The sequence below is a fragment of the Myxococcales bacterium genome (assembly GCA_016712525.1).
Classification (GTDB): Bacteria; Myxococcota_A; Polyangia; order Polyangiales; family Polyangiaceae; genus JAAFHV01.
This window is the reverse complement of the sequence record JADJQX010000007.1, coordinates 2004204-2020314: the sequence shown is the minus strand read 5'-3', so window position 1 is coordinate 2020314 and position 16111 is coordinate 2004204. Positions and strand designations below refer to the sequence as shown.

Genomic DNA, 16111 nt, shown 5'->3' with positions numbered 1-16111 from the left:
GCGCGCCGCAAGAGATGTTTATGTGTTGGATATCGTTGTGGTTTACGGGGGTGTTCCTTTCGCGCACGGAGCGCTTCGGTGTAGCCTCCTCCAATGACGATCCGTGCATCTCGCTTCGGCGTCGGACCGTGGCTCGTTTCGCTCGCTCTCGGGTTCTCCGCGTGCCACGACGGGGCTCCTCGAAGCGTGCCCACCCCGGTCGCGCCTCCCGCGAGCGTCGCGCCGACTTCGGCCACGCCCCCCTCGGAGGTTGCCCGATCGGCGCGGGGGATGGTCGTGTCCGACGAGGCCCGCGCGACCGCCGTGGGGCGCGACGTGCTCGCGCGCGGAGGAAACGCGGCGGACGCGGCGGTGGCCTTGGCGTTCGCGCTCGCGGTCACGTTCCCGACGGCAGGGAACATCGGGGGCGGAGGGTTCGCGGTCGCGAGCGTCGGAGGCAAGGCGCACGCGCTCGACTTCCGTGAGACGGCCCCGGGGCGCGCGACCCGCGACATGTACAAGGGCAAGGACGGAAAGCCGACGGAGGACGCGCAGCTCGGGATTCGATCCGCGGGCGTGCCGGGCGCGGTCGCGGGTCTCTACGAGCTCTTCGTGAAGCTCGGGTCGGGCACGATCCCGTTTCGCGAGATCGTCGCGCCGGCCGTGGCCCTCGCGCGGGACGGCTTCGTCGTCGATCGCGCCTTCCTCGAGACGCTCGAACGGGGAGGGGACCGCCTCCGTACGCATCCGGCGTCTTCGGCCCTGTATTTCCCAGGTGGAAAGCCCCCCGAGCTCGGGTCGACGTTCCGGAACGTGCGCCTCGCCGAGACGCTCGAGCGCATCGGCCGCGAGGGCCCCAGGGGCTTCTACGAGGGCGAGACGGCGCGCGCGATCGCCGAGCAGATGAAGGCCGAAGGCGGGCTCGTCACGCTCGACGATCTCTCCGGGTACCGCGCCAAGTGGCGCACGCCCATCGAGACGCGCTACCGCGGCCGGACCGTCGTGACGATGCCGCCTCCCTCGTCCGGGGGCGTGACGCTCGCGATGATGACCCACATCCTCGAGTCCTACGATCTCGGAAAGCTCGGGTACGGTGCGGCCGAGACGACCGGGCTCGTCGCCGAGGCGATGCGCCGCGCGTTCGCCGCGCGGAACGCGAAGCTCGGGGATCCCGACTTCGTCAAGATCGACACCACGACCTTGCTCTCGGACGCGTGGGCGAGCGAGCAACGAAAGACCATCACGCTCGGCCGCGCGACACCCTCGAGCGCGATCCCTTCGGGGCCTTCGGAGCCCAGCGCGCCGCACACGACTCACTTCTCCGTGGTCGACGCTCGGGGCGATGCGGTGTCGCTCACGACGACCATCAACTTCTGGTTCGGCTCGGGCGTCACGGTCGAGAAGGCCGGGTTCCTCCTGAACGACGAGATGGACGACTTCGCCGCGGTGCCCGGCGCCCCGAACGGCTTCGGGCTCGTGCAGGGCGAGCTCAACGCGATCGCTCCTGGAAAACGCATGCTCTCGTCGATGACACCGACGATCGTGCGTGACGCCGACGGCCGCATCGAGCTCGTCCTCGGCGCGGCGGGCGGGCCCACGATCATCACCGCGGTGCTCCAAGAGCTCGTGGACGTCGTCGACCACGGGCGCACCATCGTGGACGCGGTGGCGGCGCCGCGGATCCACATGCAGCACCTCCCCGATCGCGTGGACCACGAGCCGCGGTCGTTCGACGCGTCGACGCGAGAGCGCCTGCTCGGGATGGGGTACGTGCTCGGCGAGAGGCCGCGTATCGCCGACGCTCCGGCGATCGGTCGCTTGGGGGGAGTGTGGGTCGGTGTGGCAGAGCCGCGCCGTCTCGGCGGGGCCGCGGCGGGGCCTTGACGTCGTCTCGGCGGGGTCGCGGCGTGCCGCGCCGTCAGGCCGTGACGCCGGCGCCGCCCGTGGGGAGGAACGGACGGGTGAGGTTCTCGACCGCGCCCTCGGCCCCGACGACGAGGTCGTCCTCGATGCGGACACCGCCGAACACCGAGAGCGCGTCGACGAGGGAGAAGTCGATGCTCGCGGCGCTGGGGGAGGCGCGCAGCTCGTCGAGCTTCTGGTCGATGAAGTAGAGGCCGGGCTCGATGGTGAAGGCCTGCCCCTCGGCGATGATCGACGTGTTGCGGAGGAAGGGGTTGTCTCCTCGTGGCCGCTCGAGAGCGCACCCGACGTCGTGGGTCTGGAGCCCGAGCGAGTGGCCGAGCCCGTGCGGATAGAAGAGACGCGAGATGCCCTCGTCGACGATCGCGTCGGCCGAGAGCCGCACGAGCTTCGTGTCGGCCAAGACCTGCGCGACGAGCCGGTGGGACATGTCGTGGAGCTCCTCGTAGCGGAGACCTTCCTTCGCGGCGGCGCAGAGCTCGAGCTGGAGCTTCTCGAAGCCTTCGACGATGCCTCGGAACGTCGACGCGGCGGCGCCGGTGCCCTTCACCCACGTGCGCGTGATGTCGGAGCAGTAGCCCTGGAAGGTAGCGCCCGCGTCGAGCAGCAGCGACTCTTCGCGCAGGCCCTCGCGCGCGTACCCGATGTGGTGCAAGATCGCGCCGTTTTGCCCCTTGGCGACGATGTTTTTGTACGGCGTCTCGGCGTCGTCCTGGAGGGTCGCGCGGAGAAACTCGAGGTGGAGGTCGAGCTCGGAGGCGTCTCCCGAGGCGAACGCGCGGCGTACGGCCTCGTGCCCGAGCGCGGCGAGCCGATTCGCCTCGGCCAGGCAGACGCGCTCGTAGGGAGACTTCGTCACGCGGAGGGCGTCGAGCGCGGCGAGGAGGTGCGGGTCGTTCACACGCTCGGGCGAGATGCCCCATTCGAGCGCGGCTTCGGCGTCCTCGCCCACGAACCCCACGGTCCCGCCGGGGAGGAGCTCGCGCCCGGTCGCGTAGAGCGCGGGGCGTTCGACGCGGAAGGCTCCGAGGAACCCGAGCGAGACGGGGGGGCGAGGGCGCTCCCAAAAATCGCGTGCGCTCGGCCACACGAGCATGGGCGCTTTGCCCGGGGCGGCGACGATGGCCGCGTCGTGCTCGGCGAGCGGTGCCCAGTGCTGAAAGTGCGGTGTGGGGCGGAGGCCGAAGTATTGGTCGTCGAAGCGGGAGCGCTTCTTCGGGCGCCCCGCGTGCACGACGATGGCGTCGAGGCCGTGTGCCTCGGCGACACGACCGTAGGCATCGGCGAGGGCGGCGACGTGGGCCGCGTGGAGGGCGGTGAGGGCATCCCAGCCACCCCGGGGGGCGAGGACGTCGGAGGCGGAGGCGGTCGGCGAGATCACACCGCCATGCTACCACGAGGGCCGTGTTGGTCGTTTGCCCCGCTTGCCGAGAGGCTCAGGATGCCCCGCCCGCCGGGGTGGAGCTCGACGTCTCGTGCTCGGTGTGCGGCGAGCGCCTCCCTCGGACGCCCGAGGCGACCCCGCGGGGGCTCTCGGTCCAGGTGAGAGACGGGCTCTCGCGCGAGGGTCGAGCCCAGACGGTCCTCGTGCTCCCTCCGTCGCGGGAGGTTGCGGTGTTTCAGCTCGTCGTGGGGTCAGCGTGGACGCTCGGCCTGCTCTGCCTCGCGTACGCCGCGGCGGGCAGCGCGGTCGGTGCGTTTGCGCTCTTTCCGCTCCTGCTCGCGGCGCTCGGGCTCGGCTTCGGTGGACCGCTGGTCGCGCGTGGCGCTCGTGGCCTCGTGAACGCCCCCCGCGTGGTCGTCACGCGAGACACCCTCGTCGTCACCGAGGGCCCGCTCCTCCCTCGTGGGGCGCCCGAGCGCATGCTCCTCTCGGACGTCGTGGGCACCGCGGTCGAGCGTGACGCGCTCGTCCGATTCGTCCCCTGCATCGTCCTCCGCGACGGTCGCACGGTCGCGATCCCGCGCACGTTCGAGCGAAAGGCGAACGCCGTGTGGGTCTGCGAGCGGGTCGACGCCCTCGTCGCCGAGGCGCGGACGGCGTCCCCCTACCGCGGCGCGCTGCCCGCCGCGGGAGAGGAGAAAGAGTAATGGATTCGAACGATTAGCGTTTGCCGTGTTGCCGGCGGCCTGGCTGGGCGGCCGCGATGAACGTGAGCCCTTGGAGCTTCTCCTGGGTGCGGTGCATCACCCACTCGGTGTCGAAGAGCAAGATGGGGCGCCGCTCCACGTCGTAGACGCAAGCGATGGAGCCGCGTCGAACGACCTCTTCGGGCGAGAGCCTGTGCGTCTCGCTCTCCTCCACCCATCGCGCGTAGTTGTAGGGCATGCGCTCGAAGATGGCGGCGACGCCGTACTCCGACTTCAGGCGGTACTGGACGACGTCGAACTGCAGCGGGCCCACGGTGCCGAGGATGGGCTCGGGGTCGTTCTCGTCGCGGTCGAAGAGGAGCAGCACGGCGCCCTCGTCGGAGAGCTCCTCGAGGCCCTTCTTGAGCTGCTTGCGCTTCATGGGGTCGGCCGAGCGCACGCGCACGAAGTGCTCGGGGGAGAAGCGCGGGATGCCGTCGAACTCGACGTCCGGTCCCGTGGTCAGCGCGTCGCCGATCCGGAGGACCCCCGGATCCCACACGCCGACGATGTCTCCCGAGTAGGCCTCGTCGACCGTGACCCGCTCTTGCGCGAGGAAGTTCAGCGAGCGCGAGAGCGTGAGCTTCTTCTTGCTGCGCACGTGGCGCACGTCCATGCCCCGCACGAACTTGCCCGAGCAGATGCGGACGAACGCGATGCGGTCGCGGTGCTGCGGATCCATGTTCGCCTGGATCTTGAACACGAAGCCCGTGAAGAACTCGGCGTCGGCCGGGATCTCTTGCCCGCTCGCGACGCGGGTGCGCGGCGACGGGCAGAGGCCCATGAACCGCGCGAGGAACGGCTCGACACCGAAGTTGTTCATCGCGCTCCCGAAGAACACGGGCGTCACCTTGCCGGAGAGGAAGGCCTCGGTCTCGAACGCGTTGCCAGCGGCGTCGAGCAGCTCGAGCTCGTCGCGGAGGTTTCCGAGGCGCTCTTCGCCGATCTCGTCCGCGAGGGCCGGATCGGTGAGGCTGCCGACCTCCATGGCGGCCTTGTGGCCGATGTTCTCGCCCTCTTCGAACCGGTAAAACGCCTTCTTCTCGCGATCGAACACGCCGCGGAACGACGGCCCCATGCCCACGGGCCAGGTCATCGGCGTGCAGGGGATCCCGAGCACCTGCTCGATCTCGTCGAGCAGGTCGAGCGGGGCCTTGCCCGGGCGGTCGACCTTGTTGATGAAGGTCACGATCGGGATGCCGCGCATGCGACACACCTCGAAGAGCTTGATCGTCTGCGGCTCGACGCCCTTCACGCAGTCGATCAGCATCACCGCGCAGTCGGCCGCGGCGAGCGTGCGGTACGTGTCCTCGCTGAAGTCGTTGTGGCCGGGCGTGTCGAGCAGGTTGAAGTGGCAACCGGCGTAGTCGAACTGGAGCACGCTCGTGCTGATCGAGATCCCACGCTCTTTCTCGAGGGCCATCCAGTCGCTCGTCGCGTGGCGAGCGGCCCGGCGCGACTTCACGCTCCCGGCGAGGTGGATCGCTCCGCCGTAGAGGAGGAGCTTCTCGGTGAGTGTGGTCTTGCCGGCGTCGGGGTGCGAAATGATCGCGAAGGTGCGGCGCTTCGCGATGTGGGATCGGAGGAGGGCGATGTCGGACATGGTGGCCTCGGGCCGCGCGCGAGTCTCACGGACCCTCGCGCGGTGTCAACGAAGAACGGAGGCTCCTTCCCTTCGGGAGAGGGGTCGCGGCGTGCGGAGCGGCGCACGTTGCCACACGCCTCGCACGAAAATTCGCCTCGGCGAAGAAGTGCCTCCCGGACATCCTGCGGCGTTGACTCCCCGAATTTCTAGTTGATAGCCTTCTTGGTGGGAGTCTTTCGTCGCAGTGGTGAAAGCTTAACGGGAGGGAGAGACCTATGCGGAGCTCACTCGTAGTGTGCGGTGTCTTGGCGGCGTGTGGAATCGCCGCGTTTGCGGCCTGTTCGTCGGACGGTGGCGGAGGGACGCCGACGGTCGATAGCGGGCCGCCTCCGAGCGACGGCGGTTCGGGGACCATCGTCATCGGCGTGAACCTGGCGCTCACCGGGAGCCTCGCGGCGTTCGGTCAGGCCGAGCAGTCCGCCACGCGTGTGGCGGAGCAGCAAATCAACGCGCTCGGTGGCGTGCTCGACAAGCAGGTCAAATTCGAGATCTTGGACGACGCGACCGACACGCCGACGACCAAGAAGAACTTCGAGAACTTCTTCGGGCGCAAGCTGCCGGTGGTGCTCGGTCCGACGGGGAGCGGCCAGGCGAGCGAGGGGCAGAACCAAGCGAAGGCCGCCTTCTTCCCCCTCATCTCGCCGTCGGCGAGCACGCCCATCACCACGTCGGCCGAGCCGGCCCTCGAACGTTACTTCTTCCGCACGGCGCCGTCGCACGGCCTCCAAGCCAAGGCGATCGCCATTCGCCTCTTCCGTGGCCTCGGTCCGAAGCCCGCGGGTGACGCTGGCGCCGGGGATGGGGGCACGGGCACCGGCACGGGCACGTGCCGCAAGATCGCGATCGTCAACCAGGACGACGCGTACGGAAACCCGATCGCGCAGGGCATCACCGACACCATGAAGGGTCTCGGCGGTGAGGTCGTCGCGACCGTCAAGGTCCCCGCGACGCTGGCGGCCAGCTACGACACCGAAGCGGCGCAGATCGTCGCCGCGAAGCCCGACTGCCAGGTGGTCGTCACGTTCCCGGCGGTGGGCGCGACCTACATGCGCGCCTTCAAGAAGGCGACAGCCGCGGACACGTCGCGCGATTGGAGCTCCTTCTTGTCGCTCGGGTCGAACGGCATGAAGAGCGAAGATACGCTCGTCAAAGGCCGTGAGAACGCCGCCGACCCCAACTCGCCGAACTCGGTCGAAGGCATGTACGTCATGAACTTCGACCTCTCGCCGAAGACGCCGCAAGCGAACGAGTTCAAGAACTTGTTCGACAGCGCCACGGGCTCGGACAAGACGAAGGATCTCCCGGGCTACTCGGCGAACCAGTTCGATGCGGCGGTCCTCGCGGTGCTTGCGATTCAGCGTGCAGGAACCACGACCGACGGGAAGAAGATCCGCGACGCGCTGTTCGAGGTGTCTAGGCCGCCGGGCACCGCGTTCTCGCCAGCCAAGCTGGCCGACGCCCTCATCGCGCTCCGCAACGGACAAGACATCGACTACGACGGCGCCTCCGGCCCCGTGAACTTCGACGACTTCGGTGAGGTGCTCGCGAACTTCGTCGTCCAGAAGGTCGAGGGCGCCAAGTTCGTCGACGTCAAGGAAGCCGGGCTCACCCCCGACGACCTGAAGTAAGCGGCCCTCGATTTTCGCCCACCTCGGGCGAGAGTCGTGAAAGCCTGACACCCGTGCCGCGCCACGCGGGGGAGCCGTTCTCCCGCGTGGGCGCCGAACGTGAGGTTCGTTGAACATGAAGCTCGTAGGATCGCCGTGGGGTGCGCTGTCGCGCGCCGTCGTTGTGTCGTTGGTGCTCGCGGCCGGAGCGTCACTCGCGTCGAACGCGAGCGCCGCCGATGCCACGATCGAGCCAGATTTGGCGGCCGCCGAGGCGGCGTACGGTCAGCTCAACTACGAAGACGCTGCGCGACGCGCCGATCTCGTCACGAAGAAGCGGGGCCTCTCGCACGAGCAGCTCGTGCGCGTGTACCGGGTGCTCTCGCTCTCCCGCGCGGCCATCGGGGACGACGAGCACGCGCGCGAGAGCTTCGTCCTTTTGCTCACGTACGACCCCGATCACAAGGTCGACAAGAACCTCGGTCCGAAGGTCCAGCAGCCGTACCTCGAGGCGAAGGGATACTGGCGGCAGCAGCTCGCGCGACCCGGTGTCGAGGCCCAGGTCTCGAGCCTTCGTCAGGGCACCATGGCCACCCTCCGCGTCACCACGCGCGACCCGAGCAAGGTGGTGAAGCAGGTCGTCGTGGGGCACAGGTTCGGCGGCCAGGGCAAGTACGACACGGCGAACGTGGCCGTCGGCGACCAGTCGGTGAACATCCCCGTCCCGGCGAGCGAGACGCGGCTCGACTACTACGTGCAGGCCACCGACGCGAACGACAATGTCGTGTTCGAGGCTGGGAGCCCCGCGTCTCCGAAGACCTCTCTCGTCGAAGTGAAGTCGGTCGCCGGGCCCGCTCCGATCACCAACGAGAAGGAGTCCGGGAGCATCTTCGCGAGCCCGCTCTTCTGGATCGCCACGGGCGCCGTGCTCGCGGGGGGCGCCGTCGGCACCTACTTCCTCGCCACCTCGGGGAAGGGCACACGCGAAGAGCAGCTCCCTCCGACGGCATCGTCGCTCAGCCCCATCCTCTTCTGCGGCGCCGATCGCTGCCGCTGAGGCCTCTCTTCCAAATGCTCGAAAGGACCGAGGAATCTCCCCGGTCCTTTCTGCTTTTGTCGGTTCGACGGCTCGGACGCCGTGGTGCCTCGGCGTAGCTGCCTCGGCTCAGTTGCAGGTGCCCTTGCACTTGTCGCCGAGCGTGCCGCACGAGGTCGTCGGGATCGAGACGGTCTCGTTGATTTGCGTGACACGGATGTCGACGACCGTGTCGGCCGAGGTGATCTCCGCGGCGGCGCACCCGGCGAGGAGGTCCGCGCCTCCGCGCTTCAGCACGGCCAAAAACGTCCGTTTGCCGTAGGTGATCTCCGGCAGCGCGCCGGCTTTCCCTTGGGTGTCGTTCAAGACGTCGCAAACGGGGACGACGGCGGTCTGCGCGAGCAGGACGGGCGCCGCAGGAAGATCGGCGCGACTCTTCTGCTTCTGCACGAGCGTGAGACAGTCGGTCCCGTCCTTCGTGGCGTCGAAGACCGAGACCTGGAGCGTCTCGGAGGCCACGGCGATCGGGACCGAGGCGAAGCTCAGTTGGTAGCGTGCCTTGGTCGGACCCGACGGGACCTGGACGACCTCTTCCTCGCCGCAGGCCGCGAGCACGATGACGAGCGGCAGACAACGCGCCGCAAAGCTCCCCACGTTCATGTTCCGAAGATACCCGTCTTTTCCGGTCGAAAGAAGAGTGTTCGCTACTTGAGCTCCAGCGTGCGGCTTACCGACTCGCCCGGCTTGATCGTCACCGTGAAGGTGGAGTGCACGTTCTCCTCGGGGTTGTCGAGGGAGAGCGTGTGGGTGCCCGGGGGTAGCGCCACCTTGTAGAGCGGCGTCGTGCCGATCACGCGCCCACCCTCGGAGACCCTCGTCCACGGGAACGTGTTGAAGGAGAGGTACCCTTTGTCTCCCGACGCAGCCGTGGCGCTCGGAGCCGCCGTGGCCGACGGCTGCGGTGCGGCGGTGACCGGAGGCGTCGGGCCGCCGCCGTGCTTCACCGGAGCGTACGCAGGGACCGCGGGGCCCTTCGCCGTGGTCGATGGACCCAGGGCCGCGGTCTGAGGAGGCGCGCCGCTCGGCGCCGGAGCGCTGTCCACCTTGAGCGTGACCGACTCCTTCGCCCCGTCTTTGACGTCGATCGTGACGGTCTCGGCCGCGTACCCGTCGCGTCGGAGCGTGAGCGCTTGTTTTCCGAGCGGCAGGTCGAGGTGCGCGGGCGTGTGGCCGACCACTTGCCCTTCGCGCTCGATCGTCGCCCCGGAGGGGGTGCTCTCGATGGCCACCTTCGCGGTGGTCGCCGCGGGCTGCGCTACGTCGGGCTTCTTGCTCGAGAGCACGTAGACGATGCCCCCGATGAGGCCGAAGGCTGCGAGCGCGACGAAGACCCAAGGCAGCTTGCTCTTCGGCTGCGGGTAGGCGGACGACGTGAAGGGCGTCGCGCCGGACGGGCGTGTCGACGCGGAGGCCGTCGGTGACTCCGTGGCGATCTTCACGGAGACGCCTTGGGATCCCGAGCCGCTGCTCGCCCCCGGGTCGCTCGTGTCGGCCGAGAGGTTCGCGAGGTGCGGGTACTCGCCCGTGGCGGGCGTCAGTGTGAGGGAGGGGAGGCTGCCCGTGGTGAGCAAGGGCGCCGCGTGGCTCTCGCCCGTGACAGGCTTCGCTGCCTGGAGCCCGGTCACACACTCCTTGATCCGCTCGGCGACGTTGTCCTTCGTCTCCTGGAACATCGTCGACACGACCTTGCCGATCGCCGTGTCCCGCAGGCCCTCGCCCTTCGCGCGCACGTACTCCTCGAGCGCTTCGCGGAACTCGTCGGCGGTCTGGTAGCGGAGCTCCTTGTCCTTCTCGAGGGCCTTCATGACGATGGCCTCGAGCGCCGGGTCAATGTCCGGCCGCGCCTCGGACAGCTTGGGGATCGCGTCGTTCAAGATGCGATGCAGCACCGTGACGGCCTCGCCGCGAAACACGCCCTTGCCGGCGAGGACCTCCCAGAGCGTGAGGCCCATCGCGAAGATGTCGGAGCGCCGATCGGCGTTGCCCCGCACCTGCTCGGGCGACATGTAGTTCACCTTGCCCTTCAGGATGCCGGTCGCGGTGCTCGTGGTGTTGACCGAGGCCTTGGCGATCCCGAAGTCGACGAGCTTGGTCTCGCCCGAGTACGTGACGAAGATGTTGTGGGGCGAGAGGTCGCGGTGGACGATGTCGAGGGGCTTTCCGTCGAAGTCCTTCTGCTCGTGCGCGTGGTGCAGACCAGCGAGCGCCTCGGCGAACACGTGGCACCACATGGCCGGCGTGAACGACTCCTGGGCTTTCGCGTTCTTCAGGATGCGGTTCAAGGGCTGCCCCTCGAGGTACTCCATCGCGATGAAGTAGGAGCCGTCCTGTTCCCCCACCTCGTACGTGTTCACGATGTTCGGGTGGTGGAGCCGCGCGGCGAGGCGAGCCTCGTCGAGGAACATGCTCACCATCGACGTGTCCTCGGCCAGGCTCGGGCGCAGGCGCTTCAACACGACGAGCTTGTTGAACCCCGCCATGCCTCGCGAGAGCGCGAGGAACACCTCGGCCATGCCGCCGCTGCCGAGCTTCGCGAAGAGCTCGTATTTGCCGAACGTCGCCGATGCTGCCCGGCGAACGGGCTCCCCACTTCCGGTCATTCCTCAACGGTAGCGGACCTGGAAACGACCGGTCAATCAAAGCCGCGCCGCGGCCACGCCCTCTTTCGCGCTTAAAAAGCAGCCAACCCGCCGTGCGCAGCCGGGACCGAATCGGTCCTGGAAGGAGACAGAGGTCACGCGCCTCCGGTGCGTCCGAGCGACCCGCGGCGCCTGTTCTTTGTCTTCGATATCGCGGGGTTCGTGCCTCGTCGCGTCCGCGCGCGGATGCATCGGCGCGCGAGGCCCAGGCTATACGTAAAGGTATAATTGTGAGGATTTCTGCGCGCGCGACGGGGCCGAGTTCTGGTAGACCCGCCTCGTGAGCCAAGCCGAACTTTTTCCCACGACGAGCCCCGCCGACGGATCCTCGCTCGACGACGTGTCCGCGTCGTCCCCGGACGACGTCGAGAAGGCGCTCGCGAAGGCGAGGGAGGCCCAAGAGGCCTGGGGCGCGCTCGACGTCGAAGAGCGCACGAAGGCCCTCGCGCCCCTCGCCAAGCGAATCCTCGAGTCCGCCGAGGAGACCGCGAAGCTCGTGCGCCTCGAGACGGGCAAGCCCGAGGTGGAGGCCCTCCTCGGCGAGGTGCTCGCTTCGGCCGACGTCGCCACGCACTGGGGGCAGGCCGCGGCCGACCTCTTCGAGCCCGAGGAGATCGAGCTCGATCCGATCGCCTACCCGAAAAAGTACGGCTTCATCCACAGGGTCGCGCGCGGCGTCGTCGCCGTCGTCATGCCGTGGAATTTCCCGTTCGCGCTGCCCCTTCGCGCGATCGTGCCGGCGCTCCTCGCGGGCAACGCGGTCGTCTTCAAGCCGAGCGAGGTCACGCCGCGCACCGGCGCCCTCATCCAAAAGCTCCTGAAGGGGCTCGTCCCCGAAGGGGTCTTCCAGGTCGTCCAGGGCGGGCGTGAGCTCGGCGCCGCGCTCGTCGCGGGAGGCGTCGACGCCGTGGTCTTCACGGGGAGCCCGCAGGCCGGCCGAAAGGTCGCGGCCGTCTGCGCCGAGAAGCTCGTGCCCTGCGCGCTCGAGCTCGGTGGAAAAGATGCGGCCATCGTTCTCGAGGACGCCGAGCTCGAGCGCGCGGCGAACGGCCTCTTGTGGGCGGCCATGATGAACGGCGGGCAGAACTGCGGCGCGGTCGAGCGTGTGTACGTGGTGGAGAAGGTCGCCGAAGCCCTCAAGACCAAGATCGTCGCGGCGGCGAAGGGTCTCGAAGAAGGTCGCGACTACGGGCCCCTCACGACCGACGCGCAGCGCGCCGTCGTGCGTCGTCACCTCGAGGACGCAAAAGAGAAGGGCGCCAAGCTCCTGTCCGGCTCGTTCGACGTGAGCGACGAGAGGGCCCAGTCCGGCGCGGCCCCGTGTGTGAAGCCGACGGTGCTCGAGGTCGACACCGACGACATGCTCCTCATGCGCGACGAGACGTTCGGTCCCGTGCTCCCGATCCGCGTCGTGAAGGACGAGGCCGAGGCCCTCAAGCTCGCGAACGCCTCGAAATACGGGCTCACCGCGAGCGTGTGGACGAAAGACTCCGAACGCGGCGAGGCCCTCGCGAAGAAGCTCCGCGCGGGCGTCGTGACCGTGAACGCCCACGGGTTCTCGGGGGCGATCCCCGCGGCGCCGTGGACGGGCGTGGGCGAGTCCGGCTTCGGCGTGACGGGATCGCACTTCGCGCTCGACATCTGCTCGCGTCCGAAGCTCGTCCTCGTCGACGAGAACCGCGCGAAACGTGAGCTCTACTGGTACCCGTACACGCCCGTGCTCCGCGCGGTCGCCATGGCCCTCGTGCTCGCGCGCGGTGGCGCCACGTCGATCGGCGCGCGTATCGGGGCCATTTTCACGCTGCTCTCGGCCCTCCCCAAGCGCCTCTTCGGCGGCTGATTCGCCCGGCCGGCGTAGAACGCCGGCGCGGTGAGCCGTCAGGGGTGGGTCTTCGCCACGATGCCCTCGACGAAGCCCGTGTCGGGCGCCGAGGTGAGGTCGAGTAGGAGAGACGTCAGCGTGACGGCGCCCGCGTCGTAGGCCTCGGTGTCGCTGCCGGGGTCCGGGTCGTGGCGCACGCCGGGGCCACCGAGCCAGAAGTAGTCGCGCCCGCGAGGGTCCTGGCGAATGTCGACGAGCTCGTCGTAGATGCGGGCGCCGAGGCGCGCGACCCGGATGTCTCCGTTCCAGACCTCGGGGGCGTTCAGGGACAGGAGCGGGGCCCGCCCCGACGGTGTGGTCACGCCGACAAGGGCGAGGGCGAGGCGCGCCGAGAGGTCCGCGATGCGGGGGATGTCGGCGAGCACGTGGGCGCTCGTGGCGAATGCCGGGATGCCTCGGAGAGCTCCCTCGCGCGCCGCGGCGACGGTGCCCGAATAGAACACGTCTTGCCCGAGGTTCAGGCCACGGTTGATGCCCGACACGACGAGGTCGGGCCTCCGCGGAAGAAACCGCGTCCCCGCATGGAGGGCGATGTAGACGCAGTCGGCGGGGGTGCCGTCGAGCGAGTGGACGCCGTCCGCGTGATGGCGCGCCCGGAGCGGCCGATGAAGGCTCAAGGAGTGGCTCGTGGCGCTCTGCTCGGTGGCGGGCGCGACCGTGACCACGTCGGCTCCGTGGGCGACGAGCGCGTCGCGCATGGCGTGGAGGGCCTTCGATTCGTAGCCGTCGTCGTTCGAGAGGAGCACGAGGGGGCGCATGGCGCGGACCGTAGGCCGAGCGCGCCCGATTCGCAACACGCCTTCGCCCCGCTTCGAGCACGTGAAGCGCGGCCGTGAGGCGCGTGCGCTCCCACGTGACAGACGTGAAAAAACGGGCATTCTTCGCGCCCATGAACCGACGGTCCTTGGCCAAGCTCGCCGCCCTCGCGCTCCCCCTGCTCGCGTGCGAGGGCGCTCACAAACCTCTCGTGGTGGCGCCTCCCACGACCGCCAAGGTGGACGAGTCGCTCCCCCTCGCGTCGCGGTCGCCCGAGCTCTTCTCCGGCAGCGCGGTCTTCTCGGGCGCGGGCCGAGCAGGCCTCGACCGGTTCGATCCCTTCGCGGAGCTCGAGGACGCGGAGAGCGAGGCCACGAAGAAGCGCACCGCGGAAGAGAACGCCCGCACGCGTGCTTACCTCGACAAGGTCCCCGGGCGCGACGCTTTCCGTAACGATATCCAGAAGTTCCTTCAGGTAGGTACGCTGTCGGCCCCGGCCGTGCGCAAGGCCCCGTCGGGCAAGCTCCGGTACTTCCACACGAAGCGCGAGGGCGCTCAGAACCAATCCACGCTGTACGTGCGCGACGGGCGTGACGGCAAAGACCGCGTGCTCATCGACGTCTCGGCGCTCGCGCAAGACGGCACCGTCGCGCTCGACTGGTGGTACCCCTCGCGGGACGGTCGGCTCGTCGCGTGGGGTCGCAGCGAGAACGGTAGCGAAGAGAGCGTGCTCCACGTGCGCGACGTCGACACGGGCAAGGATCTGCCGCTCGCGATCGACCGCACGCGCCACGCCTCGGTCGCGTGGAAGCCCGACGGCTCCGGCTTCTACTACTCGCGCTACCCCGAGAAGGGCACCGTGCCCGCGGGCGACGAGAAATACGGTTCGAAGATCTACTTCCACGCGATGGGCGCCGATCCGAAGGACGACACCCTCGTCTTCGGGGAGGGCCGCGACAAGCTCGACGTCCCGCAGGTGAGCATCAGCTCCGATGGCAAGTGGCTCGTCTTCCACGTGCACATGGGGTGGGACAAAAACGAGCTCTTCGTGCGCTCGGCCACGCAGCCGAACGCGAAGACGATCCCGGTGGCCGTCGGAAAGCGCGCGCGTTTTTCGGCCATCGCACGCCCCGAGGGGCTCTTCGTGCAGACGAACGACGGCGCGCCGACCTACGCGCTCTACCAGGTCTCGTACGCCGACCTCGCCGCCGGCAAAGGGCGAGAGTCGTGGAAGACCGTGATCCCCGAGGCGCGAGAGACCCTCGAGGACGTCGTCGTCACCAAGAAAGAAATCGTCGTCACGTACCTGAAGGACGCCGAGACCGAGGTCGTCCGCTTCGGTCGCGACGGCGCGCGAAAAGGCGAGGTCGCGCTCCCCCCTGCGACGACGGCGTCCCTCGCCGTGGGCCTCGACGGCGAGGAGATCTTCGTTCGACACGACAGCTACGCCAGGCCTCCGAAGGTCGAGGTGCTCGGGGACTCCGCGCTCGCCCCGTGGGATCGCGTGGGAGCCGGCTTCTCGGCCGACGACGTCGAGGTCGTGCGCCTCTTCGCCACCTCGAAGGACGGCACGAAGATTCCGCTCTTCGTCGTCTCCAAGGGGCCGCTCAAGCACGACGCGAAGGCCCCGACGGTGCTCTACGGGTACGGGGGCTTCAACGTGAACCAGACCCCGCAGTACAGCGCGCGTGTGATGAGCGTGCTCTCGCGTGGTGGGGTGTGGGCGCACGCCATCTTGCGCGGCGGGGGAGAGTACGGCGAGGCGTGGCACGCCGCCGGGATGCTCGACAAGAAGCAGAACGTCTTCGACGACTACTACGCGTGCGCCGAGAAGCTCGTCGCCGAGAAGATCACCTCGAGGGAGTCGCTCGGCGCGATGGGCGGCTCGAACGGCGGCCTGCTCGTGGCCGTCGCGATCACGCAGCGGCCCGAGCTCTTTCGCGCGGGGCTCTCGCTCGTGCCCCTCACCGACATGCTCCGCTTCCACAAATTCCGCATCGGCAAGCTCTGGATCCCCGAGTACGGCGATCCCGACGAGCCCAAGGCGCGCGCCGTCCTCGAGTCGTACTCGCCGTACCATCACGTGAAGGCGGGCACGCGGTACCCCTCGGTGCTCTTCACGACCGCCGAGAGCGACTCGCGTGTCGACCCGATGCACGCGCGCAAGATGGCCGCGCGCCTCCGTGCGGCCCAAGCGGACGCGACCCGACCGGTCCTGCTTCGTGTCGAGACGAAGGCGGGCCACGGCGCCGGAAAACCCGTGGGCAAGCTCGCCGACGAGATGGCCGACGAGCTCTCGTTCCTCCTGAACGAGCTCGGGACGGCCCCCTGAACAGCCGCGCTTTCCCTACCTGCACGCGCGGCGGGAGCTGACCCGGTGCGCAGTGGTTCGGTGTCGAAAATAGTGATTCATATCGTGTAATTACGAAAAATCGACGCAGGGTTTTGGACAGG

At 68.8% G+C, this 16111-nt stretch carries 11 protein-coding genes; 6 read left to right on the top strand and 5 right to left on the bottom strand.

Annotated elements, in window-relative coordinates:
• Positions 1–93 precede the first annotated feature (93 nt).
• Complete coding sequence (gene ggt / locus IPK71_25655) at positions 94–1863, top strand: gamma-glutamyltransferase (GenBank protein MBK8217125.1); 1770 nt, start codon at positions 94–96, stop codon at positions 1861–1863.
• Positions 1864–1897: 34 nt separating this feature from the next.
• On the opposite strand, the gene pepQ is transcribed toward ggt, so the two are convergent.
• Entirely contained in the window at positions 1898–3283 is a 1386-nt protein-coding gene (pepQ, locus tag IPK71_25650) for a Xaa-Pro dipeptidase (GenBank protein ID MBK8217124.1), read from the bottom strand.
• Positions 3284–3306: 23 nt separating this feature from the next.
• Here pepQ and IPK71_25645 point away from each other — a divergent pair, with 23 nt between their 5' ends.
• A complete protein-coding gene (locus IPK71_25645) occupies positions 3307–3993 on the top strand; it encodes a hypothetical protein (protein MBK8217123.1) in 687 nt (228 codons plus the stop codon).
• 13 nt (positions 3994–4006) lie between these two features.
• Here the strand turns inward: IPK71_25645 and IPK71_25640 are convergent, their stop codons facing one another.
• Positions 4007–5635, bottom strand: a complete 1629-nt coding sequence (locus IPK71_25640) for a peptide chain release factor 3 (GenBank protein MBK8217122.1) — start codon at positions 5633–5635, stop codon at positions 4007–4009.
• Positions 5636–5892: 257 nt separating this feature from the next.
• Here IPK71_25640 and IPK71_25635 point away from each other — a divergent pair, with 257 nt between their 5' ends.
• Both IPK71_25635 and IPK71_25630 read left to right on the top strand, forming a co-directional pair.
• Positions 5893–7305, top strand: a complete 1413-nt coding sequence (locus tag IPK71_25635; protein MBK8217121.1) for an ABC transporter substrate-binding protein — start codon at positions 5893–5895, stop codon at positions 7303–7305.
• A gap of 115 nt (positions 7306–7420) precedes the next feature.
• On the top strand, positions 7421–8341 hold the full coding sequence (locus IPK71_25630) for a hypothetical protein (GenBank protein ID MBK8217120.1): 921 nt from the start codon (positions 7421–7423) through the stop codon (positions 8339–8341).
• Positions 8342–8449: 108 nt separating this feature from the next.
• Here IPK71_25630 and IPK71_25625 read toward each other — a convergent pair whose 3' ends face one another.
• Both IPK71_25625 and IPK71_25620 read right to left on the bottom strand, forming a co-directional pair.
• Positions 8450–8980, bottom strand: a complete 531-nt coding sequence (locus IPK71_25625) for a hypothetical protein (GenBank protein MBK8217119.1) — start codon at positions 8978–8980, stop codon at positions 8450–8452.
• Between the two features lie 44 nt (positions 8981–9024).
• Complete coding sequence (locus tag IPK71_25620) at positions 9025–10980, bottom strand: protein kinase (protein ID MBK8217118.1); 1956 nt, start codon at positions 10978–10980, stop codon at positions 9025–9027.
• A gap of 319 nt (positions 10981–11299) precedes the next feature.
• Between IPK71_25620 and IPK71_25615 the strand changes: the two genes are divergently transcribed.
• On the top strand, positions 11300–12859 hold the full coding sequence (locus IPK71_25615; protein ID MBK8217117.1) for an aldehyde dehydrogenase family protein: 1560 nt from the start codon (positions 11300–11302) through the stop codon (positions 12857–12859).
• A gap of 38 nt (positions 12860–12897) precedes the next feature.
• Here IPK71_25615 and surE read toward each other — a convergent pair whose 3' ends face one another.
• Complete coding sequence (surE, locus tag IPK71_25610; protein ID MBK8217116.1) at positions 12898–13659, bottom strand: 5'/3'-nucleotidase SurE; 762 nt, start codon at positions 13657–13659, stop codon at positions 12898–12900.
• A gap of 131 nt (positions 13660–13790) precedes the next feature.
• On the opposite strand from surE, the gene IPK71_25605 reads away from it, so the two are divergent.
• Positions 13791–15989 carry a S9 family peptidase gene (locus tag IPK71_25605; protein ID MBK8217115.1) on the top strand — a complete coding sequence of 733 codons (2199 nt, stop codon included), beginning with the start codon at positions 13791–13793 and terminating at the stop codon, positions 15987–15989.
• Positions 15990–16111: the final 122 nt, after the last annotated feature.